Consider the following 21,970-nt stretch of genomic DNA (forward strand, 5'->3'; position numbering starts at 1 on the left):
TTCCTTTACGCTCTTTTGTGCGGAGGGGAGTATTCCCGCCTGCGGCGTACCCGTCATCACGGATCGGTTGGAGATCCCGGGGCGCCGGCCCTTCGGGGCGGAAGAGACCTCCGGCAGCGACGACGCTGTTTGTGTTGTTACGACCTGCCGGAGGAGCAGTGGACGTTTCCCTGACCCTGTGGGTGCTGACCATTCTTGGTCTGTGCGCCCTCATCGCCGCCGATTTCTTCATCGGCGGCCGCAAGCCGCACGACGTGAGCATCAAGGAAGCCGGTATCTGGACCGGCGTCTGGATCGCGCTCGCCGCCCTCTTCGGGCTCGGGCTCTTGCTGTTCGGCGGCGGACAGCCGGCCGGTGAGTTCTTCGCCGGCTTCATCACCGAGAAGTCGCTGAGCGTCGACAACCTCTTCGTCTTCGTCCTGATCATGGCGAAGTTCGCGGTGCCGTCGATATACCAGCAGCGGGTGCTGATGGTCGGCGTGCTGATAGCGCTCGTGCTGCGGGCCGTGTTCATCGGCGCCGGCGCGGCGATCATCGCCAACTTCTCCTGGGTCTTCTACATCTTCGGCGCCTTCCTCATCTGGACGGCCTGGAAGCTCATCCAGGAGGCGCGCGCCGAGGAGGAGGACGAGGAGTTCGAGGAGAACCGCTTCCTGAAGATGGTCGAGCGGCGCTTCCCGTCGACCGACAAGTACCACGGCACGAAGCTGTTCATCGTGGAGAACGGCAAGCGCCTGATGACGCCGATGCTGATCGTCATGCTGGCGATCGGCACCACCGACGTCCTCTTCGCGCTGGACTCGATCCCCGCGATCTTCGGCCTCACCCAGGACCCGTACATCGTCTTCACGGCCAACGCCTTCGCCCTGATGGGTCTGCGGCAGCTGTACTTCCTCATCGGCGGACTGCTGAAGAAGCTGGTCCACCTCTCGTACGGTCTGTCGGTGATCCTCGGCTTCATCGGCGTGAAGCTGGTGCTGCACGCGCTGCACGAGTCCGGGGTGCACGTCCCGGAGATCAGCATCCCGGTCTCGCTGGGCGTCATCTGCGCCGTGCTGATCATCACGACGATCACCAGCCTGCGCGCGTCGAAGAAGCAGGCGCGGGCCGAGGCGGCCGCCGGCGGGCCGACGGACAAGGACAAGGACTCGATAGGCGCCTGAGCCCGAGACGCCGGCGCGCAGGTCGGCGGACAGACAGCGCGCGGTGTGCGGGCCCTCGCCCGTACACCGCGCGCTCGTCGTTTTCCGGTGGCCGTTGCCGGCCGCTGCCGGCTGTTACCAGCCCCGCTCGCGCCACTCCGCGAGGTGCGGGCGCTCGGCGCCGAGCGTGGTGTCCGCGCCGTGGCCCGGGTACACCCAGGTCTCGTCCGGCAGCTGCGCAAAGAGCTTGTTCTCGACGTCGTCGATCAGGCTGGCGAAGTCCTTCGCGTTGCCGCGGGTGTTGCCGACCCCGCCGGGGAAGAGGCAGTCGCCCGTGAAGAGGTGCGGGTGGCCGTGCGGGTCGTCGTAGACCAGGGCGATGCTGCCGGGGGTGTGGCCGACCAGGTGGCGGGCGGTGAGCGTGACCCGTCCGACGCTGATGGTGTCGCCGTCGTCGACCAGGACGTCCGTCGGTACGGGAATGCCCTCGGCGTCGTAGCGGCCGGCGAAGGTGCGGGCGCCGGTCCGCTCGACGACCTCGCCGAGTGCTTGCCAGTGGTCGCCGTGCTGGTGCGTCGTGATGACCGAGGTGATACCGCTCCGGCCGATCAGCCCGAGGAGCGTGTCCGGCTCCGCGGCGGCGTCGATCAGCACCTGCGTGTCGGTCGCGCGGCAGCGCAGCAGGTAGGCGTTGTTGTTCATCGGACCGACCGCGACCTTGGAGATCATCAGATCGGTCAGCTCGTGTACGTCGGCCGGTCCGCCGACCTTGACTGCTCCGGTGTACGCCATGCCCGCAGCCTACTGGCCGGGGCCCTGGAAGCATCGCCTCCGGGGGGCCTACCGCGGTACCGGCCGACGCCCGGTCAGCGGTCCGGCAGCTCGGGCAGGGCGGCGCCGCCGGCGGTGGTGAGACCGGTGCCCCTGGAGCGGCCGGTGAGCCAGCCGACGAGCGCCGCCGGGGAGCCGCTGACGGTGAGCGGGGTGCCGTCGGCGCGGCCCGTCCGCCAGCTCCGTCCGTCGTCGGTACGCAGCTCCAGTGCGGCGACGTCCGGGTTCCCCTTCAGCCGCTGCTCCGCGAGGAAGGCCAGCTCGGCGTCCACGTACTCCGTCGCCAGGTGCTCGACCGTGTAACCGACGCCGAGGTCCACGTGGTGCAGCTCGACCTCGGCGAGCCGGCGGAAGGGCAGCCGCCCGGCACGCTCGACGACGCCGTTGCGCATCTCCACCTCGTACGACAGGCGCTCGGGCCCCAGGGCCGAGCAGGCCGTCTCCCAGCGCTCGGCGCTGGCCCGCAGGTCTTCCAGGTGGGCTGCCAGCGGCCGGTCGGCGTCCCGCTCGATGTCGGCGTCGCGGGCTTCGGGGGTGGCGTACATGGGCGTGCGGACGCCCGTACGCGCCCACGCGAAGAGGTTGGCGAGCGCGTCGGCGTTACGGGCGAGGTGGGCGAGCACATGGCCGCGGGACCAGCCGGGCAGCAGGGACGGCTCCCCGACGGCTTCGTCGTCGAGCTTGGCCACGGAGACCAGCAGGCGGTCGGTGGCGGCGTGGACGGCTGCCGCGTCGTACGCGAATTCCTGTGCGGTGTCGGTCATGGTCCGAAGCTAGCGCCAGCACCGTCACGGCGGGAGTCGGCGCACGTCGCCAGCCGGGAGCGCGCGGGGGTCCGGGCACGCGGCAGGGGAAGGGCCGGGCCGCTTCCGGTGTTGCGGGAGGGGTGCGGCAGGCCGGGCCGACGAGGTGTCCGCGGCTGCGCGCTCGTCGGTCCTCGGGCGTATATGCGCAGCTCAGTGGGGCTGTGATCGGTTCGGGAACCGGCGTTGTCAGACCCCGGCGTTACCGTGAAGGACGCGGTGGGATCCGGCGTCCGGCGCCGTCGTGCGCAAGGCGTTCGGCGCGGCGGGACCAGGCGTCCGGTTCCGCCGTGCAGCAGGCCCGCTCCGCGGTCGTGCGCCGGGGCACCGGCGCCTTCGCGTCAGCGGGACGCCGTTCGGCCACACCTTCGGGTGAAGCCGTTCGGCGGAGACCGTAAATCGAATGCACGTGCTATAGGCTCGTGTGTGGCATCGAAACGACATCGACAGACATTGCCGCGGCGGCCCCCATACCCTGGGGCGGGGGTGCGCGGCACCCCGCTCCTCTCACGAAAGGTGCCGACCGGCGTGACAGACCGTCTCATCGTCCGTGGCGCTCGCGAGCACAATCTCCGCAACGTCTCGCTCGACCTCCCCCGCGACTCGCTCATCGTGTTCACGGGCCTCTCCGGGTCGGGCAAGTCCTCGCTCGCGTTCGACACGATCTTCGCCGAGGGCCAGCGGCGCTACGTCGAGTCGCTGTCCTCGTACGCCCGGCAGTTCCTCGGGCAGATGGACAAGCCCGATGTGGACTTCATCGAGGGCCTGTCCCCGGCGGTCTCCATCGACCAGAAGTCGACCTCGCGCAACCCGCGCTCCACGGTCGGCACGATCACCGAGGTCTACGACTACCTCCGCCTGCTCTTCGCCCGCATCGGCAAGCCGCACTGCCCCGAGTGCCGCCGGCCGATCGCCCGCCAGTCGCCGCAGGCCATCGTGGACAAGGTGCTGGAGCTGCCCGAGGGCAGCCGGTTCCAGGTGCTCTCGCCGCTGGTCCGCGAGCGCAAGGGCGAGTTCGTCGACCTCTTCTCCGACCTGCAGACCAAGGGATACAGCCGGGCCCGGGTCGACGGCGAGACGATCCAGCTCTCCGAGCCGCCGAAGCTGAAGAAGCAGGAGAAGCACACGATCGAGGTGGTCGTGGACCGTCTCACGGTGAAGGAGACCGCCAAGCGCCGGCTGACCGACTCCGTCGAGACCGCGCTCGGCCTCTCCGGCGGCATGGTCATCCTCGACTTCGTCGACCTGGACGCCGACGATCCGCAGCGCGAGCGGATGTACTCGGAGCACCTCTACTGCCCGTACGACGACCTGTCGTTCGAGGAGCTGGAGCCGCGCTCCTTCTCCTTCAACTCGCCGTTCGGCGCCTGCCCGGAGTGCACGGGCATCGGTACGCGCATGGAGGTCGACCCCGAGCTGATCGTCCCGGACGAGGAGAAGTCGCTCGACGAGGGCGCCATCCACCCCTGGTCGCACGGCCACAACCGGGAGTACTTCGGCCGGCTGATCGGCGCGCTCGCCGACGCGCTCGGCTTCCGTACCGACATCCCCTGGGCCGGCCTGCCGCAGCGTGCCAAGAAGGCCCTGCTCAACGGCCACCGCACACAGATCGAGGTGCGCTACCGGAACCGCTACGGCCGGGAGCGGCGGTACACCACTCCGTTCGAGGGCGCCCTGCCCTTCGTCCGGCGGCGGCACTCCGAGGCGGAGAGCGACTCCAGCCGCGAGCGCTTCGAGGGCTATATGCGCGAGGTGCCCTGCCCGGCCTGTGAGGGCACGCGCCTGAAGCCGATCGTGCTGGCTGTCACGGTGCAGGACAAGTCCATCGCCGACGTCGCCGCCATGTCGATCAGCGAGTGTGCCGACTTCCTGCGGGACATGACGCTGGACGCCCGGCAGAAGAAGATCGCCGAGCGGGTGCTGAAGGAGGTCAACGAGCGGCTGCGGTTCCTGGTCGACGTCGGCCTGGACTACCTCTCGCTGAACCGCGCGGCCGGCACCCTCTCCGGCGGCGAGGCCCAGCGCATCCGGCTCGCCACCCAGATCGGCTCCGGGCTGGTCGGCGTGCTGTACGTGCTCGACGAGCCCTCCATCGGCCTGCACCAGCGCGACAACCACCGGCTGATCGAGACCCTGGTCCGGCTCCGCGACCTCGGCAACACCCTGATCGTCGTGGAGCACGACGAGGACACCATCAAGACCTCGGACTGGGTGGTGGACATCGGCCCCGGCGCCGGTGAGCACGGCGGCAAGGTCGTGCACAGCGGCCCGTTGAAGGAGCTGCTGGCCAACGAGGAGTCCGTGACCGGGCAGTACCTGTCGGGAAAGAAGGCCATCCCGACGCCGGGCGTGCGCCGCCCCGTGGACTTCGACCGCCGCCTCACCGTGCACGGCGCGAAGGAGAACAACCTCCGCGACATCGACGTGTCCTTCCCGCTGGGCGTGCTGACCGCCGTCACGGGCGTCTCCGGATCGGGCAAGTCGACGCTGGTCAACGACATCCTCTACACCCACCTGGCGCGGGAGTTGAACGGCGCCAAGTCGGTGCCGGGGCGGCACACCCGGGTCGAGGGCGACGACCTGGTCGACAAGGTCGTGCACGTCGACCAGTCGCCCATCGGCCGCACGCCGCGGTCGAACCCGGCGACGTACACCGGCGTCTTCGACCACGTGCGCAAGCTGTTCGCGGAGACGATGGAGGCGAAGGTCCGCGGCTATCTGCCGGGCCGCTTCTCCTTCAACGTCAAGGGCGGCCGCTGCGAGAACTGCTCGGGCGACGGCACGATCAAGATCGAGATGAACTTCCTGCCGGACGTGTACGTGCCGTGCGAGGTGTGCCACGGGGCGCGGTACAACCGCGAGACGCTGGAGGTGCATTACAAGGGCAAGTCCATCGCCGAGGTGCTGGACATGCCGATCGAGGAGGCGCTGGAGTTCTTCGAGGCGGTGCCGACGATCTCCCGGCACCTGAAGACGCTCAACGAGGTCGGCCTCGGCTACGTCCGGCTCGGGCAGTCCGCGCCGACGCTCTCCGGCGGTGAGGCGCAGCGCGTGAAGCTGGCGTCGGAGCTGCAGAAGCGGTCCACGGGCCGCACGGTCTACGTTCTGGACGAGCCGACGACCGGTCTGCACTTCGAGGACATCAACAAGCTGATCCGCGTGCTGTCCGGCCTGGTCGACAAGGGCAACTCCGTGATCGTCATCGAGCACAACCTCGATGTGATCAAGACGGCGGACTGGGTCGTGGACATGGGCCCGGAGGGCGGCAGCGGCGGCGGTCTCGTCGTCGCCGAGGGCACGCCCGAGCAGGTCGCCGGGGTCCCGGCCAGCCACACCGGCAAGTTCCTGCGGGACATCCTCGGCGACCGGGTCAGCGACGCGGCCTCCTCGAAGGGCGCGCCGGCGAAGCGCCCGGCGGCGAAGAAGACCACGGCGGCAGCGAAGAAGACCACCTCGGCTGCGGCGAAGACGGCGGCCAAGAAGACGGCGACGAAGCGGACCGCGGCCAAGAAGACCGTGGCCGCGGAGACGCCGGCGAAGAAGAAGACGGTGACGAAGAAGGTGACGAAGGCGGTGAAGAAGGGGGAGCGATGAGGGGCGAAAGAGGCTGAACCGAGGCTCAGGGGCCGGACAGGGCCCAGCCCCTGAGCTTGTCAGCTCTCCAGGGTGCGGAGGGTGGCCGTGAGGGACGGGAGCGCGGCGGGGCGGCGGTTGTGCGGGAGTCTGCCGAGGACCTTGGCCATGCCGCAGGTGTCGGTCACGGCGGAGAAGACCAGACCGGCGCCGAGGGCGGCGGACAGGTACTTCGCGCCCGGCAGGACGCGGTCGGCCAGTACCCCGGCCAGCACGAGCGACCCGGCGGCCAGCCGGACCTGGCGCTCCATGGGCCAGACGGCGCGGCCGTCGGCGGGGTGGTCCAGCGGGTGACCGCCGGCGGCCCAGGCGCTGGTGCCGCCGGTCACCGAAGCGGCGGTGACCCCGGCGTCGGCGAGCAGGTCGCAGGCGATGGCGGAACGGTTGCCGCCCGCGCAGACCACGGCGAGCGGTCCGCGCGCGGTGACCGAGCGCAGGGTCGCCACGGCGCGGTCGAGCTGGTCGAGGGGCACGTTGAGGGCGCCGGGGATGTGGCCGGAGGCGTACTCCCCGGGAGTACGGACGTCGATGAGCGTCAGCTCGTGCAGACGGGGGCGGAGATCTTCGACCGACAGGGGTGCGGCGGGGGTGGCCATGCGGGTCCTCTCGCGGACGTACCGGGAATGCGGGTGCAAGGTCCAGCGCTACCATACCCACCGGGGTATTCGTGGAAAGGAAAGGCCGTGGAGCTGCCAGCAGAGGAACTGAAAGGCGCCGTCAACCGGCTGCGCCGGGCCCAGGGGCAGATCTCCGGGGTCATAGGGATGATCGAGCAGGGCCGGTCCTGCGAAGAGGTCGTCACGCAGCTGGCCGCGGCCTCCCGGGCGCTGGACCGGGCCGGTTTCGCGATCATCGCCACGGGCCTGGAGCACTGCCTGACGGACGAGGCCGAGGGTGGGACTCCGCAGATGGAGCGCGATGAGATGCGCGCCAAGCTGGAGAAGCTCTTCCTGTCGCTGGCGTGATCAGCCGCCGTCGGCGGCGATGAACGGGGGCGGGCGGCGCGTCCCCGCCCCGCCGCCCCGCCGCCCCGGCACCGCCGCCCCGGCCCCGCCCGGGACGGACCAGGCCCGCCGCGTACACCGTCGGGCCAAGCCCAACGCGTACGCCGTCATCAGCCAGGCCCGAGACGGACGATGTCAGCCCAGCCCCAACACGTAAGCCGTCATCAGCCATCAGCTCAGGTCCGACGCGTAAGGCGGTTCCGCGCCCGGGCGGGAGCAGGTGAGGGCGGCGGCGCGGGCGGCGAAGCCGAGGATGTCCCGCCAGGCGTCCGCGTCCAGGCGGGACAGCGCGGCGGGGGAGAGCGCGTCGTGCGCGTCCAGGCGGTGCAGCAGCGCCGCGTTGACCGTGTCGCCTGCGCCGATCGTGTCCACGACGTCGACGCGTACGCCCGGTACGGTCACCTCGCCGGCCGGGGTCGCGGCGGTCAGGCCGTCGCCGCCCCGGGTGAGCACCACGGCCGCCGGGCCCGCGGCCAGCCACTCCTTGACCGCCCCGGCCACCGCGTCGGCGGCCGCCGACGCCGGCAGGTCCTCCGCGCCGGCCAGCCACCGCGCGTCCTCCTCGGAGAGCTTCAGCAGGGCGGTGTGCGGGAGCCAGGAGCGGAAGCGGGCGCGGTAGGCGTCCGCGTCGGGGATCAGGCCGGCGCGGATGTTCGGGTCCAGCGCGGTGAACACGCCGCGGGCCGCCTCGCGCCGCAGCAGCGCTTCGTACGCGCTCGCGCCCGGTTCCAGCACCAGCGAGCAGGTGCCCAGGGAGAGGGCGCGCACGCCGTCGGGGAGGGCGGGCGGCAGGGTGAAGAGGCGGTCGGCGGTGCCCTCGACGTAGAAGCCGTAGCCGGCCGAGCCGTCCGGGCTGATGTCGGCGAGCGCGAGCGTGGTGGGCTCGGCGCCCCGCTGGACCAGCGAGGTGTCCACGCCGGCCGCCCGCAGGCCGGCCAGCAGCGAGACGCCGAAGGCGTCCGTCGAGACCCGCGAGCAGAAGGCGGCGGGGGAGCCGAGCCGGCCCAGCGCGATCGCGGTGTTGTACGGACCGCCGCCCCGCTGCGGCGACAGCGCGGGCAGCGCGGCGCCGTCCGCGGGCGCGCGCCCGCCGTCCGCCGCGCTCGCGGGGGCGGGTGTGCTCGCGGGGACGAGGTCGATGAGGGCTTCGCCGGCGACGACGATCACGAGGGGGTCCTTTCCGGGGCCGGTCCGGGGGAGTACGGGTGTGTCATGCGGCGCCACCGCGCGACGGGCGGGGCGGACGGCGGATCAGGTGACAGGGGGCGCGGCCACCGCACGCTCACGCCCCATCCGTATCCCCCTCCCGGCATCCGCACGACGTCCGGTGTACGAACGTGCACGGCAGGCGAATGGTGCGCGGTGGCCGGGCCGGGTCGTCCAGGCGGTCCAGGAGAAGCCGGACCGCGGCCGCGCCGATCTCCCGGCTGGGCTGGGAGATCGCGGTGAGGCGGGGCGAGAAGAGGTCCGCCCAGGAGAAGTCGTCGAAGCAGGCGAGCGCGATGTCGCGCGGCACGCGCAGGCCCATCTCGCCCAGGGCCTTCAGGGCGCCGATGGTCATGGCGTTGTTGGCGGTGATCACGGCGGTGGGCGGTTCGGGTGCGGCGAGCAGATGGCGGGTGGCGTCCCCGGCGCCCTCCGCCTCGGAGTTGCCGCCCGCCAGCAGCTCCGGCGCGAACGGCAGCCCGCGGGACCGCAGCCCTTCGCGGTAGCCGGCGACCCGCTCGGTGGTCGTGCTCAGCCCCGGCAGGCCCGCGATCAGGCCGATCCGGGTGTGCCCGAGGTCGGCGAGATGCTCGACGAGCTGCCGTATCGGCGCGGTGCTCTCGGCGCAGACCTGGTCGTGCGCGTCGCCGACGAGGCGGTCGAGGTAGACGGTGGGGACCGCGCGCTTGGTGACGTACTCGACGAGCGCGGCGGGTTCGGCGGAGGGCGCGACGATCATGCCGTCCACCCGGCGCTCGTGCAGCAGCTGGACGACCTTGCGCTCGTGGACCGGGTCGTCGTGCGGGTCGGCGATCAGCAGGCTGTATCCCGCCTCCAGCGCGCCCGCCTCGACGCCCTGCAGGATCTCGGTGAAGTACGGGTTGCTGATCGCGGAGACCGCGAGGCCGATGGAGCGGGTGCGCGAGGTGACCAGGGAGCGCGCGAGCGTGTTGTGGGTGTACCCCAGCTCGTCGATCGCGTCCAGGACGGACTTGCGGGTGTCGGGGCGCACGGGGCGGGTCTCGTTCAGGACGTGCGAGACCGTCGCCACGGAAACCCCCGCGCGACGCGCGACATCCACCATCGTCGCCATCCGGTGCCGTCCTCCCCGACGTGGCCGACGTGTCCGACGGCGTGCGTGATTCCGGAGGAAACCGTAACCCATGAGAAGCCTCGCGTAAACGCTTGCGTAAGCGTTTACGTCGGGGCTAGCCTCCCCGGAACCCATCCGCCGCAGGACTCGCAGCCGACCCGCAGTCGATCCGCCGCGGGGTCCCGGACCGGCGATGCGGTACCGAGTCGCAGCACCAGCACAACGAAGTGGAGGCGCGATATGCGCGCTGTCGTGGTCACCGAGCCGGGCCGAGCCGCCCCGGCCGACGTGCCGGACCCCCGGCCTGAACCCGGCGAGGTCGTCGTCCGCGTCTCCTCGTGCGGGCTGTGCGGGACGGACATGCACATCCTCGGCGGCGAGCTGCCGCCCGTGACGTACCCGGTGATCCCCGGGCACGAGCTGACGGGCGAGGTGATCGCGGTGGGCGAGGGCGTCGCCGCGCCGGCCGTCGGCGACCGGGTCGCCGTGGACCCCAACATGCCGTGCGGCGCCTGTCATTACTGCCGGATCGGCCGCGGCAACCTCTGCGAGGACTACCGCGCGATCGGCGTCACGCAGGCGGGCGGCTTCGCCGAGCGGGTGGCCGTTCCGGCGCGCTGCTGTTACGTGATCCCGGCGTCCTTCTCCGAGGCGTCGGCCGGCCTGATCGAGCCGCTGTCCTGCGCGGTGCACGGGCTGAACCGGCTGCCGCGCCGCCCCGGCGAGCACTACCTGATCTACGGCGCGGGCACGATGGGCCTGATGATGGCCGCGCTCGTGCGGACCGCGGGCGCCGCCTCCGTATCGGTGGTGGACCTGAACGAGGAGCGGCTGAAGTTCGCCGAGTCGTTCGGCCTGGACGCGGCCGTGACCAGCGCGGACAAGCTCGCGCGGGGCAAGGGCCCGGGCTTCGAGGTGGTCGTGGACGCGACCGGCGCCGTGCCCGCCATCGAGGACGGGCTGGGGCGCGTCCGCAAGGGCGGTACGTTCCTGCAGTTCGGCGTCACGGACCCGTCCCGCAAGGCCGCCTTCTCGCCGTACCTCGTATACAACAGCGAGATCGACATCATCGGGTCGATGGCCGTGCACAACAGCTTCCAGCCCGCCATCGACGTGCTCGCTTCGGGGCTCGACCTGGACCCGCTGGTCAGCGACGTCTTCGGGCTGGAGGACTTCGACGAGGCCGTGGCCCGCTTCAAGGCCGGCACCGGCCGCAAGATCCACATCGCGCCGAACCAGGCGAGCAAGGGGTGACGGGCATGTCCGCGAGCACCGCGACCGCGCCCACCGGCGCCTCGCGCCTCAAGAACGCGCTGATCTGGGTCTTCGGCGCCCTCGGCGGCATCCTGTGGGGCTACGACACCGGCGTCATCTCCGGCGCGCTGCTCTACATCAAGCGGGACCTCCCGATGAGCCCGCTGCTGGAGGGCATGGTCGTCTCCGGGCTGCTGGTCGGCGCGATGCTCGGCGCCGGCCTGTCCGGGCGGCTGTCGGACTCCTGGGGCCGCCGCCGGCTGATCCTCGCCGCCTCCGGGGTCTTCATCCTCGGCACGCTCGGCGCCGCGCTCGCCACGCACGTCTGGGCGCTGATCGTCTTCCGCTTCGTCCTCGGCATCGGCGTCGGCATCGCGTCCGTCGTCGTCCCGCTGTACCTGACGGAGCTGGCGCCCAAGCACGTGCGCGGCGGGCTGGCCTCGCTGATGCAGCTGCTGGTCACGGTCGGCATCTTCCTCGCGTACGTCACCGACTACCTCTTCCACGACTCCGGCGCCTGGCGCTGGATGATCGGGCTCGGCGTGGTCCCGGCCGCCGTCCTCGCGATCGGCATCATCACGCAGCCCGAGAGCCCGCGCTGGCTGGTCGGCAAGGGGCGCGGCGACGAGGCGCGGCGGGTGCTCCTGCAGCTGCGCGGGGACGGTGCGGCGGCCGGCGCCGAACTGGCGGAGATCGAGGAGACCGTACGGGCCGAGCGCGCGCAGACCGAGAGCCTGACCTTCCGGCACCTGCTGTCGCCGAAGCTGCGGCCGGTCTTCGTGGTCGGGATGCTGCTGGTGTTCTTCCAGAACTTCGTCGGCATCAACACGATCATCTACTACGCGCCCCGGCTGCTGACCAACGTCGGCTTCGGGGACAGCGGCGCGATCATCGCCACCATGGGGGTCGGCGCGCTGAACATGCTGATGACGCTGCCCGCGATGCGGCTGATCGACCGCAAGGGGCGCAAGCCGCTGCTCCTGTGGGGCGCGCTGGGCATGTGCGTGGCGATGGTGGTGCTGGCGGTCACCAACCTCTCCGGGCTGGGCTACGGCGCGCTGCTGTCCACGCTGACGCTCCTCGGGATCGGGCTGTACATCGCGTCGTTCGCCGTCTCCTGGGGGCCGGTGCAGTGGGTGATGCTGCCGGAGCTGTTCCCGATGCGGCTGCGGGCCGCGGCGGTCGGCCTGTGCGTGATCTTCAACTGGCTGTTCAACATGGCGGTCGCGCTGGTGTTCCCCTCGCTCCTGGACACCTTCGGGGCGGGCGCCAACTTCCTCTTCTTCGCGGTGATGACCTTCCTCGCCTTCGTGTTCGTGCGGAAGCTGCTCCCGGAGACCAAGGGGCGCAGCCTGGAGGAGATCGAACAGGACCTGCTCCGGAGCAGCGCGGACCCGGCCGTGGCCGCGGATTCCGCCCCGGTATCGTCGGGAAGCAGCGCCGCCCCCTGAGTCCCCGTGACCGCATCCGGGGCAGGCGTCCCGCCCTCCCCGGACCCGCAGGAGTCATGACCATGAGCGAGCCCCTCCACCGCCGTACCGTGCTGCGAGGGGCCGCGCTCGCGGGGATCGCCTGCGCCGGCGCCGCCGCGTGCTCCACGGGCGGCTCGGGGTCGGGCTCGGTCCCGAAGGCGCCCACCCAGGAGACGGAGCTGGGCGCGGCCGACGCGATACCGGTGGGCGGCGCCAAGCTCTACCCCGAGGAGAAGCTGGTCGTCTCGCAGCCCGCCAAGGGCGAGTTCAAGTGCTTCAGCTCGGTGTGCACGCACGCGGGCGCGGTCCTGAACAAGCTCGACAAGGAAGTGGCGACCTGCCCGCTGCACGGCAGCCGGTTCGATGTGGCGACCGGCAAGCCCGTGCACGGCCCGGCGACCTCGCCGCTGGAGGAGATCCCGGTCAAGGTCAAGGGCGGCAAGCTGATCGCGGGCGGCTGACGGGGCGCCCTTCCGCTCGCGGGCGGCTGACGGGGCCGTCCTTCCGCGCGCCCCGAAGGCTCATCCCCAGTCCCACTCGATCCCGAGCAGCCCGGGCCGTACCGACTGGTCCACCAGGTGGACGGCGCGGTGCTGGCCGCTCAGCGTCAGCTCCTGGCGGGCGGTGCGCGGTGAGGCCGTCGTCGCCTGGGCGAAGCGGCCGCAGCGCACCGGGAGCGCCGCCTCGTCGAACCGCACCTGCAGGACGTACTGCCCGCCGGGAAACGGGAAGCCGCGGAAGTACTCGGTGCTCTCGCCCGCGGTGCCGTCGCGGAACCCGTAGGAGAAGACGTACGTGTCGCCGGCCCGCAGCCGGGTGTCGAAGAGCAGTTCGGCGACCACGAGCGGCGCTTCGGGGACGTGCCGCACCCGGCCCAGCCGGCAGTTCTCCGTCGCCCGGACCGTCATCCGCGCCGGATCGGCGCCCTCGTCGCCGCAGTGGATGGCGAGGTACCGGTCGACGCCGTCCCGGTGCGCGCGCACCACCTGCTGCGACTCACGGTCCAGCAGCTCGCGCCGCGCCCCTATGCGGACGCGCTCGGACTGCCCCACGGTGTGCAGCCCGCCGTCCGTGGGGGCGCCGAGGTCGGCGAGGAGCTTCCGTACGACGTCGGAGTCCTCGGTCAGGGTGCGGTACGACCGGCCCGTGGGGCGCTCGACGTCCGGGTACACCGGGGTCTGCGACTCCAGCAGCCTGGTGAGCGCGCCGGCCGGCAGCTCCAGTACCTCTTCCAGCGCCGTCACCGCGCGCAGCGACTCGGGGCGCTGCGGGCGGCGGGCGCCCTGCTGCCAGTAACTGAGGCTGGTGACGCCGACCTTGATGCCGCGCTGCGCGAGCTTGTACTGCACGCGGTGCAGGGCGAGGCCGCGTTCGGCCAGCGCGGCGCGCAGCGCCAGGTGGAACGGGCCGGTGCGCAGCACCTGCGCCAGTCCGGCCGATGCGGCGGTGTCCTGTGCCATTGCCAACCCTCCGGTGCGCGGGGTGAACGTTCACAACCGGAGTTCACACGTCCCGCCGGCGCTGTCCGTTCCTCGCAGATCGCCGGGCAGGGGACGTTCACATCAGGGTCCGTCCGTCCACACCCCTGCGTCACCCCGCATTGAAGCGTGTTGACCTGCCTCGGACAACACCCGATGCTCCTCAGCATCATCCGGATGCGCTCCTCTCCCTCTTCCCACCCCCCTCGGGAGGACCGCCATGCACCGCCCGTCCCGCCGCACACGCATATCCCGTCCCCGCTCCACGCGCCGCAGATGGCCCCTGATCGCGGCCGTCGCCGCCGTCCTCACCGGCTTCCCCGCCGCGACGGCGACGGCCGCCCCCGACACCGCGCTCGCCAGTAACAGGCTGAACATCACCATGCAGGCCCAGCAGAACAGCAATTGGTGCTGGGCGGCCTCCGGCAACACCATCGCCACCTGGTTCGGCCGCAATTACAGCCAGAACCAGTTCTGCAACGCCGCCTTCGGGCGCCAGCAGGGCACCACCTGCCCCAACAGCCAGGCCACGCTCGGCGATGTGCAGAACGGCCTGGACTGGGCGGGCATCAGCCCCGGCAGCTACGTCAGCGGCTACCTCTACTACAGCACCGTGCAGAACGAGATCAACGCCAACAGGCCCGTGGAGACCCGCATCCAGTGGTCCTCCGGCGGCGGCCACATGCACGTCCTGTACGGCTTCGACACCGCGAACAACTGGGTGTACTGGGGCGATCCCTGGCCGAGCAACAACCGCTACAACTGGGGCGATTACCGCTACTACGTCAACGGCAGCGAGTTCTCCTGGACGCACTCCCTCTACCGGATCGGAGCCTGAGGCGATGACGAACCGGAACCACAGGCGCGCCGCCGTCACCGCGGCGCTGGCCACCGCCCTCGCCGGGCTCGCCCCGCAGGCCGCGCAGGCCGCCGACACCCCGGCGCCGCCCAAGGCGCCGGCCGCGGCGAGCGTGGCCGCCGCCCACGAAGCGGCGACCGCCCCGTCGACCCTGAAGACCCTCGCCCGCTTCTTCGCCCGCGACGGCAAGGTGAGCGTCCGGGGCGCGGCGCCGCGCATCGAGGGCGCCACCGTGCCCGTGTACGTGCTCGCGCCGGACTTCGTGCGCGGCCGCTCCGGCGCCCCGGTCGCGAAGCTCGGCTTCCTCGCCAGCAAGGCGGTCTCGGCCGACGGCCAGGAGGCGTCCGTGTGGACCGTACGGGCCGAGGGCGCGGATTCCTGGCGGGTGGTGAACATCGCGACGGGCGCCGACGAGACCCGGTACGCGGCCCGGGCCGGGGCGGCGGGCGGCACGCTCTTCCGCGAGCCGCAGATCGACGCCTGGTACGTCCAGCGCGGCGACCGCGTGCTGCCGCTGGACGCCGACGCGAAGCGGGCGGTCGGCGCGGCCGGGACCACGGTCGCCGCGTACCAGAAGCGGGTGCACGCGGCCTATGGCGACAAGCTGCCGGGCTCCGCGTACGACCGGCGGGGCGAGGCGGGCGGTTACGGGGAGCGCGCGGCGGCGGGGCCCGCCGTACGGAAGGACGCGCCGGTGCCGGCTCCGGCCGCCGCGTCCGCCGGCGGCAGCGGCCCGCTCGTCGCCGTGCTGACCGCGCTCGGCACCCTCGCCGCCCTGGCGCTCGGCGGCACGGTCATGGCCCGCGGGCTGCGGCGGCGCTGAGGGAGAGCACGGGCACGGACAGGGGCGCGGCCCCCGATCCGTGCCCGTCCTGTCAGTGGTCACCAGTAGGGTGGCGGACATGGCGGACCCCAGCAGCTATCGACCCAAGCCGGGACAGATCCCCGACTCGCCGGGGGTCTACAAATTCCGGGACGAGCACCGACGGGTGATCTACGTCGGCAAGGCCAAGAGCCTGCGCCAGCGCCTGTCGAACTACTTCCAGGACCTGGCCAATCTCCACCCGCGCACGCGCACGATGGTCACCACCGCCGCGTCCGTGGAGTGGACCGTCGTCTCCACCGAGGTCGAGGCGCTCCAGCTGGAGTACACCTGGATCAAGGAGTTCGACCCCCGGTTCAACGTCAAGTACCGCGACGACAAGAGCTATCCGTACCTGGCCGTCACGCTCAACGAGGAGTTCCCGCGGGTCCAGGTCATGCGCGGCGCCAAGAAGAAGGGCGTGCGGTACTTCGGTCCGTACGGCCACGCGTGGGCGATCCGCGAGACCGTCGACCTGATGCTGCGGGTCTTCCCCGTGCGGACCTGCTCCGCGGGCGTCTTCAAGCGCTCCGCCCAGATCGGCCGCCCGTGTCTGCTCGGGTACATCGGCAAGTGCTCGGCCCCCTGCGTCGGCCGCGTCTCCGCCGAGGAGCACCGCGAACTGGCCGAGGAGTTCTGTGACTTCATGGCCGGCCGCACGGGCGCGTACATCCGCCGCCTGGAGCGGCTGATGGCGGAGGCCGCCGAGGAGATGGAGTACGAGCGCGCGGCCCGGCTGCGGGACGACATAGAGGCGCTGAAGCGGGCCATGGAGAAGAGCGCCGTGGTGCTCGCCGACGCCACCGACGCCGACCTCATCGCGCTCGCCGAGGACGAGCTGGAGGCCGCCGTCCAGATCTTCCACGTCCGCGGCGGCCGGATCCGCGGCCAGCGCGGCTGGGTCACCGACAAGGTCGAGAACGTCGACACCGCGGCTCTGGTCGAGCATGCCCTTCAGCAGCTGTACGGCGAGGAGCGCGGCGACGCCGTGCCCAAGGAAGTGCTGGTACCGGCGCTGCCGGACCCCGTCGAGCCGGTCCAGCAGTGGCTGACCGAGCGCCGTGGGTCGAACGTCTCGCTGCGCATCCCGCAGCGCGGCGACAAGAAGGACCTGATGGCCACGGTCCAGCGCAACGCCCAGCAGGCCCTCGCCCTGCACAAGACCAAGCGCGCCTCGGACCTGACCACCCGCTCCCGGGCGCTGGAGGAGATCGCGGAGGCGCTGGAGCTGGACTCGGTGCCGCTGCGCATCGAGTGCTTCGACATCTCCCACCTCCAGGGCGAGGACGTGGTGGCGTCGATGGTCGTCTTCGAGGACGGGCTGGCGAGAAAGAGCGAGTACCGGCGCTTCCAGATCAGGTCCTTCGAAGGCCAGGACGACGTCCGGTCCATGCACGAGGTGATCTCCCGCCGCTTCAAGCGGTATCTGCAGGAGAAGCAGAAGACCGGCGAGTGGGAGGAGGAGAGCGGGCCGGACGCCGCCGACCTGGTCTCCGGGGCCGTGCCGGGGCCCGCGGACCTCTCCGGGGCCGCGCCGGGCCCGAAGGACGAGGAGGGCCGCCCCAAGCGCTTCGCGTACCCGCCGCAGCTGGTCGTCGTCGACGGCGGCCGGCCGCAGGTCGCCGCCGCCCAGCGGGCCCTGGACGAGCTGGGCATCGACGACGTCGCGGTCTGCGGGCTGGCCAAGCGCCTGGAGGAGGTCTGGGTGCCCGGCGAGGAGGACCCGGTCGTGCTGCCCCGGACGAGCGAGGGCCTGTACATCCTCCAGCGCGTCCGTGACGAGGCACACCGCTTCGCCATCGCCTACCAGCGCAACAAGCGCGGCAAGCGGCTCACAGCGAGCCCTCTGGACAGCGTGCCGGGCCTCGGCGAGAGTCGCCGCCAGGCCCTCCTGAAGCACTTCGGTTCCCTGAAGAAACTCAAGGGGGCCACGATCGAGGAGATCTGCGAGGTGCCCGGCGTCGGCCGCAAGACCGCCGAAACCGTCGCGGCGACCCTGGCCCAGGCCGCTCCGGCCGCCCCGGCGGTGAACACCGCCACCGGAGAGATCATTGAAGATGAGGAGGCACCGCAGGCCGCGTTGCCTTCAGAACAGGGACAGGAACGATGAGCGACAGCAGCCCCGAGCAGCAGACCGGCAGAGACGGCGAACAGGCGAGTGCGGCGCCGAGCCGCGACGACCAGGACCGCAGCCCCGCGATCCCCGAGCTGGTGATCATCTCCGGGATGTCGGGCGCGGGGCGGAGCACGGCCGCGAAGTGCCTGGAGGACCTGGGCTGGTTCGTGGTCGACAACATCCCGCCCGAGCTCATCCCCCCGATGGTCGACCTCGGTGCCCGTTCCCAGGGCAACGTCGCCCGCATCGCGGTGGTCGTCGACGTCCGCGGCCGGCGCTTCTTCGACAACCTCAAGGAGTCCCTGGCCGCGCTGGACGCCGCGCAGGTCAAGCGCCGCATCGTCTTCCTGGAGTCCTCCGACGAGGCGCTGGTCCGCCGCTTCGAGTCGGTCCGCCGCCCGCATCCGCTGCAGGGCGACGGCCGCATCGTCGACGGCATCGCCGCCGAGCGCGACCTGCTGCGCGAGCTGCGCGGCGACGCCGACCTGGTGATCGACACCTCCAGCCTGAACGTCCACGAGCTGCGCGCCAAGATGGACGCCCAGTTCGCCGGCGAGGAGGTCCCCGAGTTGCGCGCGACGGTGATGTCCTTCGGCTTCAAGTACGGCCTGCCGGTCGACGCCGACCTCGTCGTGGACTGCCGCTTCATCCCGAACCCGCACTGGGTCCCGGAGCTGCGGCCGTACACGGGCCTGAACGAAGAGGTGTCGAACTACGTCTTCAGCCAGCCCGGCGCCAAGGAGTTCCTGGACGGCTACGCCGAGCTGCTGCGCATCGTCGCCGAGGGGTACCGCCGCGAGGGCAAGCGGTACGTCACGATCGCGGTGGGCTGTACGGGTGGCAAGCACCGCAGCGTCGCCATGTCGGAGAAGCTCGCCCGCCGGCTGGTCTCCGAAGGGGTCGAGACGGTCGTCGTCCACCGGGACATGGGGCGCGAATGACCAGCCGTACGCCCCGCATGCGCCGGGTCCGCCGGCTCGTACGGGGCAGCACGCAGCGGGGCGCCACCCCGAAGGTCGTCGCCCTCGGCGGCGGCATGGGCCTGTCCGCCTCGCTCGCCGCGCTGCGCCGCATCACGCGCGATCTGACCGCCGTGGTCACCGTCGCCGACGACGGCGGTTCCAGCGGCCGGCTCCGCGACGAGCTGGGCGTGCTGCCGCCGGGCGATCTGCGCAAGGCCCTGGCGGCACTGTGCGGCGACGACGACTGGGGACAGACCTGGGCCCGGGTCATCCAGCACCGCTTCATCAGCGGCGGCGAGCTGCACGACCACGCCGTGGGAAATCTCCTGATCGTCGCCCTGTGGGAACAGCTGGGCGACCACGTCCAGGCGCTGGACCTGGTCGGCAAGCTGCTGGGCGCGCAGGGCCGGGTGCTCCCGATGTCCGCCGTGCCGCTGGAGCTCCAGGCCCTGGTCAGGGGCCATGAGGAGGACCGCCCGGACGAGATCTCCACCGTCCGCGGCCAGGCCACGGTCGCGCTCACCCGCGGCGAGGTGCAGTCCGTGCACGTCGTCCCGGAGGACCCGCCCGCCGTCCCGGAGGCCGTCGAGGCGGTCCGGGACGCCGACTGGGTGGTGCTCGGCCCCGGGTCCTGGTTCTCCTCCGTGATCCCGCATCTTCTGGTGCCGCAGCTGCGCGAGGCGCTGGAGGAGACCAAGGCCCGTAAGGTTCTCTCGTTGAACCTCGCACCCCAGCCGGGGGAGACGGACGGGTTTTCCCCGCAGCGTCATTTGGAGGTTTTGGCCCGACACGCCCCTAAACTCGCCTTCGACGTGGTGCTGGCCGACGAGGCCGCCGTGCCCGACCGGGAAAGCCTGACCGGGACAGCCAAGCGGCTGTTCGGAGGCGAGGTCGAGCTGGCGGCGGTGGCCGCGCCCGACGGTCTTCCGCGGCACGACCCGGAGCTGTTGGCCGCCGCGTACGACCGTATTTTTCGGATGCATGGAAGGATCGGCCCATGGCGATGACGGCAGCGGTGAAGGATGAAATCTCCCGGCTCCCCGTCACCCGGACCTGCTGCCGGAAGTCGGAGGTCTCGTCGATCCTGCGGTTCGCCGGCGGGCTGCACCTGGTCAGCGGGCGCATCGTGATCGAGGCGGAGCTGGACACGGGCATCGCGGCCCGGCGGCTCCGCAAGGACATTCTGGAGATCTTCGGGCACTCCTCGGACCTGGTGGTGATGGCGCCCGGCGGACTGCGGCGCGGCAGCCGGTACGTCGTCCGTGTCGTGGCCGGCGGCGACCAGCTCGCGCGCCAGACCGGCCTCGTCGACGGCCGCGGCCGCCCCATCCGGGGGCTGCCCCCGCAGGTGGTCTCGGGGGCCACCTGTGACGCGGAGGCGGCCTGGCGCGGCGCTTTCCTGGCGCACGGCTCGCTCACCGAGCCCGGCCGCTCCTCCTCCCTGGAGGTGACCTGCCCGGGCCCCGAGGCGGCGCTCGCGCTGGTCGGCGCGGCCCGCCGGCTCGGCATCGCGGCCAAGGCCCGCGAGGTGCGCGGCGTGGACCGGGTGGTGGTCCGGGACGGTGACGCGATCGGCGCGCTGTTGACGCGGCTGGGCGCCCATGAGTCGGTGCTCGCCTGGGAGGAGCGCAGAATGCGCCGCGAGGTGCGGGCCACGGCCAACCGCCTCGCGAACTTCGACGACGCCAACCTCCGCCGCTCGGCGCGGGCCGCGGTCGCGGCCGGCGCCCGTGTGCAGCGCGCGCTGGAGATCCTCGGCGAGGAGGTGCCGGAGCACCTCGCGGCCGCGGGCCGGCTGCGCATGGAGCACAAGCAGGCGTCCCTGGAGGAGCTGGGCGCGCTCGCCGACCCGCCGCTCACCAAGGACGCGGTCGCGGGGCGCATCCGCCGCCTCCTCGCGATGGCCGACAAGCGCGCACAGGACCTCGGTATTCCGGGTACGGAATCCAACCTCGCCGACGACCTCGCGGAGGGCATGGTCGGCTGAACCGGATCGCTACTTGTCAGTACGCGCCCCCGGCACCCGCACTGGGTGCCGGGGGCGCGTGCGTACTGACGGGGGGCTCGGTGCGCAAGGGCGTCAGAGGGGCTCAAGGGCGCTCACCTGAGCAGAAGGAGAGCCCCATGTCAATGTCACGTACGTCTCGTACAGGGGGTAGGGTCGGAGGCGGTCGGGGACATCCCATACAGCTCGGCGGTGCACAAACCGCCGTACCAACGAGGAGATCGGTTTCGTGACGATCCGCGTAGGCATCAACGGCTTTGGCCGCATCGGTCGTAACTACTTCCGCGCGCTGCTGGAGCAGGGTGCGGACATCGAGATCGTGGCTGTCAACGACCTGGGTGACACCGCGACCACCGCCCACCTGCTCAAGTACGACACCATCCTGGGCCGTCTGAAGCAGGACGTGTCGCACACCGCCGACACCATCACCGTCGGCGAGCGCACGATCAAGGTGCTCTCCGAGCGCAACCCCGCCGACATCCCGTGGGGCGAGCTGGGCGTCGACATCGTGATCGAGTCGACCGGCATCTTCACCAAGCGCGAGGACGCCGCCAAGCACCTCGCCGGTGGCGCGAAGAAGGTCCTCATCTCGGCTCCGGCCAAGGACGAGGACATCACCATCGTGATGGGTGTCAACCAGGACAAGTACGAGGCCGACAAGCACCACGTCATCTCGAACGCCTCCTGCACCACCAACTGCGTGGCGCCGATGGCCAAGGTTCTCGACGAGAACTTCGGCATCGTCAAGGGCATGATGACCACGGTCCACGCGTACACCAACGACCAGCGCATCCTGGACTTCCCGCACAAGGACCTGCGCCGCGCCCGCGCCGCCGCGGAGAACATCATCCCGACCTCCACCGGTGCCGCCAAGGCCACCGCGCTGGTCCTCCCGCAGCTCAAGGGCAAGCTGGACGGCATCGCCATGCGCGTGCCCGTCCCCACCGGCTCGGTCACCGACCTCGTCCTGGAGCTGGACCGCGAGGTCACCGCCGACGAGATCAACGCCGCCTTCCAGAAGGCCGCCGAGGGTCAGCTCAAGGGCTACCTGGAGTTCACCGAGGACCCGATCGTCTCCTCGGACATCGTGAACACCCCCGCCTCCTGCACCTTCGACTCGGGCCTCACCATGGCCCAGGGCAAGCAGGTCAAGGTCGTCGGCTGGTACGACAACGAGTGGGGCTACTCGAACCGCCTGGTCGACCTGACTGTCTTCGTCGGCGGCCAGCTCTGAATAATCTCTGCCTGAC

19 protein-coding genes are annotated in these 21,970 nt (G+C 71.5%); 13 read left to right on the forward strand and 6 right to left on the reverse strand.

All coding sequences use genetic code 11. The features are described from left to right. The first annotated feature begins 158 nt into the window (after positions 1-158). Positions 159-1,163: a TerC family protein gene (locus ACIGXO_RS29945; RefSeq protein ID WP_399793010.1), complete on the forward strand. Its 1,005-nt coding sequence runs from the start codon at positions 159-161 to the stop codon at positions 1,161-1,163. Positions 1,164-1,277: 114 nt separating this feature from the next. Here the strand turns inward: ACIGXO_RS29945 and ACIGXO_RS29950 are convergent, their stop codons facing one another. Both ACIGXO_RS29950 and ACIGXO_RS29955 read right to left on the reverse strand, forming a co-directional pair. Beyond that, positions 1,278-1,934 carry an MBL fold metallo-hydrolase gene (locus ACIGXO_RS29950; protein WP_399793012.1) on the reverse strand — a complete coding sequence of 219 codons (657 nt, stop codon included), beginning with the start codon at positions 1,932-1,934 and terminating at the stop codon, positions 1,278-1,280. 74 nt (positions 1,935-2,008) lie between these two features. After that, a complete protein-coding gene (locus tag ACIGXO_RS29955; protein WP_399793014.1) occupies positions 2,009-2,737 on the reverse strand; it encodes a maleylpyruvate isomerase family mycothiol-dependent enzyme in 729 nt (242 codons plus the stop codon). 567 nt (positions 2,738-3,304) lie between these two features. On the opposite strand from ACIGXO_RS29955, the gene uvrA reads away from it, so the two are divergent. Then, entirely contained in the window at positions 3,305-6,370 is a 3,066-nt protein-coding gene (gene uvrA, locus ACIGXO_RS29960) for an excinuclease ABC subunit UvrA (protein WP_399793016.1), read from the forward strand. A gap of 59 nt (positions 6,371-6,429) precedes the next feature. On the opposite strand, the gene ACIGXO_RS29965 is transcribed toward uvrA, so the two are convergent. Beyond that, a complete protein-coding gene (locus ACIGXO_RS29965) occupies positions 6,430-7,005 on the reverse strand; it encodes a rhodanese-like domain-containing protein (protein ID WP_399793018.1) in 576 nt (191 codons plus the stop codon). Positions 7,006-7,092: 87 nt separating this feature from the next. Between ACIGXO_RS29965 and ACIGXO_RS29970 the strand changes: the two genes are divergently transcribed. Then, entirely contained in the window at positions 7,093-7,374 is a 282-nt protein-coding gene (locus ACIGXO_RS29970) for a metal-sensitive transcriptional regulator (RefSeq protein WP_399793020.1), read from the forward strand. A gap of 210 nt (positions 7,375-7,584) precedes the next feature. On the opposite strand, the gene ACIGXO_RS29975 is transcribed toward ACIGXO_RS29970, so the two are convergent. Both ACIGXO_RS29975 and ACIGXO_RS29980 read right to left on the reverse strand, forming a co-directional pair. Beyond that, entirely contained in the window at positions 7,585-8,580 is a 996-nt protein-coding gene (locus ACIGXO_RS29975; RefSeq protein WP_399793022.1) for a carbohydrate kinase, read from the reverse strand. A 115-nt stretch (positions 8,581-8,695) separates the two neighbouring features. Continuing rightward, positions 8,696-9,712 (reverse strand): LacI family DNA-binding transcriptional regulator, encoded by a 1,017-nt coding sequence (locus ACIGXO_RS29980; protein ID WP_399793024.1) that lies wholly within the window; start codon positions 9,710-9,712, stop codon positions 8,696-8,698. A 240-nt stretch (positions 9,713-9,952) separates the two neighbouring features. Between ACIGXO_RS29980 and ACIGXO_RS29985 the strand changes: the two genes are divergently transcribed. From ACIGXO_RS29985 to ACIGXO_RS29995, 3 genes are all read left to right on the forward strand, one after another. Continuing rightward, positions 9,953-10,966 carry a zinc-dependent alcohol dehydrogenase family protein gene (locus ACIGXO_RS29985; RefSeq protein ID WP_399793026.1) on the forward strand — a complete coding sequence of 338 codons (1,014 nt, stop codon included), beginning with the start codon at positions 9,953-9,955 and terminating at the stop codon, positions 10,964-10,966. Positions 10,967-10,971: 5 nt separating this feature from the next. After that, positions 10,972-12,417 carry a sugar porter family MFS transporter gene (locus ACIGXO_RS29990; protein WP_399793028.1) on the forward strand — a complete coding sequence of 482 codons (1,446 nt, stop codon included), beginning with the start codon at positions 10,972-10,974 and terminating at the stop codon, positions 12,415-12,417. A gap of 62 nt (positions 12,418-12,479) precedes the next feature. Continuing rightward, complete coding sequence (locus ACIGXO_RS29995; RefSeq protein WP_399793030.1) at positions 12,480-12,899, forward strand: Rieske (2Fe-2S) protein; 420 nt, start codon at positions 12,480-12,482, stop codon at positions 12,897-12,899. 60 nt (positions 12,900-12,959) lie between these two features. Here ACIGXO_RS29995 and ACIGXO_RS30000 read toward each other — a convergent pair whose 3' ends face one another. Next, the gene (locus tag ACIGXO_RS30000) at positions 12,960-13,898 is read right to left on the reverse strand and encodes a hypothetical protein (protein WP_399793032.1); all 939 of its coding nucleotides are present in this window, start codon (positions 13,896-13,898) and stop codon (positions 12,960-12,962) included. A gap of 238 nt (positions 13,899-14,136) precedes the next feature. On the opposite strand from ACIGXO_RS30000, the gene ACIGXO_RS30005 reads away from it, so the two are divergent. From ACIGXO_RS30005 to gap, 7 genes are all read left to right on the forward strand, one after another. Beyond that, on the forward strand, positions 14,137-14,754 hold the full coding sequence (locus ACIGXO_RS30005) for a papain-like cysteine protease family protein (RefSeq protein ID WP_399793034.1): 618 nt from the start codon (positions 14,137-14,139) through the stop codon (positions 14,752-14,754). 4 nt (positions 14,755-14,758) lie between these two features. After that, positions 14,759-15,598, forward strand: coding sequence for a hypothetical protein (locus ACIGXO_RS30010; RefSeq protein ID WP_399793036.1), 840 nt, complete (start codon positions 14,759-14,761; stop codon positions 15,596-15,598). A 79-nt stretch (positions 15,599-15,677) separates the two neighbouring features. Continuing rightward, positions 15,678-17,747, forward strand: coding sequence for an excinuclease ABC subunit UvrC (gene uvrC, locus ACIGXO_RS30015; RefSeq protein ID WP_399793038.1), 2,070 nt, complete (start codon positions 15,678-15,680; stop codon positions 17,745-17,747). Next, the gene (gene rapZ / locus ACIGXO_RS30020; protein ID WP_399793040.1) at positions 17,744-18,694 is read left to right on the forward strand and encodes an RNase adapter RapZ; all 951 of its coding nucleotides are present in this window, start codon (positions 17,744-17,746) and stop codon (positions 18,692-18,694) included. Before uvrC ends, rapZ begins: the two co-directional genes overlap by 4 nt. Then, positions 18,691-19,722, forward strand: a complete 1,032-nt coding sequence (yvcK, locus tag ACIGXO_RS30025; RefSeq protein ID WP_399793042.1) for a uridine diphosphate-N-acetylglucosamine-binding protein YvcK — start codon at positions 18,691-18,693, stop codon at positions 19,720-19,722. The genes rapZ and yvcK overlap by 4 nt, the downstream gene beginning before the upstream one ends. After that, complete coding sequence (gene whiA, locus ACIGXO_RS30030) at positions 19,713-20,702, forward strand: DNA-binding protein WhiA (protein WP_030264446.1); 990 nt, start codon at positions 19,713-19,715, stop codon at positions 20,700-20,702. Before yvcK ends, whiA begins: the two co-directional genes overlap by 10 nt. Before the next feature lie 247 nt (positions 20,703-20,949). Then, positions 20,950-21,954: a type I glyceraldehyde-3-phosphate dehydrogenase gene (gene gap, locus ACIGXO_RS30035; protein ID WP_399793044.1), complete on the forward strand. Its 1,005-nt coding sequence runs from the start codon at positions 20,950-20,952 to the stop codon at positions 21,952-21,954. Positions 21,955-21,970: the final 16 nt, after the last annotated feature.

Source organism: Streptomyces sp. NPDC053542 (assembly GCF_044544685.1).
Lineage (GTDB): Bacteria > Actinomycetota > Actinomycetes > Streptomycetales > Streptomycetaceae > Streptomyces.

Bases quoted from the DNA above. Each gene is read 5' to 3' on its own strand.
- ACIGXO_RS29950 (WP_399793012.1), bottom strand. From the start codon at position 1,934: ATGGCGTACACCGGAGCAGTCAAGGTCGGCGGACCGGCCGACGTACAC.
- ACIGXO_RS29955 (WP_399793014.1), bottom strand. From the start codon at position 2,737: ATGACCGACACCGCACAGGAATTCGCGTACGACGCGGCAGCCGTCCAC.
- ACIGXO_RS29965 (WP_399793018.1), bottom strand. From the start codon at position 7,005: ATGGCCACCCCCGCCGCACCCCTGTCGGTCGAAGATCTCCGCCCCCGT.
- ACIGXO_RS29980 (WP_399793024.1), bottom strand. From the start codon at position 9,712: ATGGCGACGATGGTGGATGTCGCGCGTCGCGCGGGGGTTTCCGTGGCG.
- ACIGXO_RS29985 (WP_399793026.1), top strand. From the start codon at position 9,953: ATGCGCGCTGTCGTGGTCACCGAGCCGGGCCGAGCCGCCCCGGCCGAC.
- ACIGXO_RS29990 (WP_399793028.1), top strand. From the start codon at position 10,972: ATGTCCGCGAGCACCGCGACCGCGCCCACCGGCGCCTCGCGCCTCAAG.
- ACIGXO_RS29995 (WP_399793030.1), top strand. From the start codon at position 12,480: ATGAGCGAGCCCCTCCACCGCCGTACCGTGCTGCGAGGGGCCGCGCTC.
- ACIGXO_RS30000 (WP_399793032.1), bottom strand. From the start codon at position 13,898: ATGGCACAGGACACCGCCGCATCGGCCGGACTGGCGCAGGTGCTGCGC.
- ACIGXO_RS30005 (WP_399793034.1), top strand. From the start codon at position 14,137: ATGCACCGCCCGTCCCGCCGCACACGCATATCCCGTCCCCGCTCCACG.
- ACIGXO_RS30010 (WP_399793036.1), top strand. From the start codon at position 14,759: ATGACGAACCGGAACCACAGGCGCGCCGCCGTCACCGCGGCGCTGGCC.
- uvrC (WP_399793038.1), top strand. From the start codon at position 15,678: ATGGCGGACCCCAGCAGCTATCGACCCAAGCCGGGACAGATCCCCGAC.
- rapZ (WP_399793040.1), top strand. From the start codon at position 17,744: ATGAGCGACAGCAGCCCCGAGCAGCAGACCGGCAGAGACGGCGAACAG.
- yvcK (WP_399793042.1), top strand. From the start codon at position 18,691: ATGACCAGCCGTACGCCCCGCATGCGCCGGGTCCGCCGGCTCGTACGG.
- whiA (WP_030264446.1), top strand. From the start codon at position 19,713: ATGGCGATGACGGCAGCGGTGAAGGATGAAATCTCCCGGCTCCCCGTC.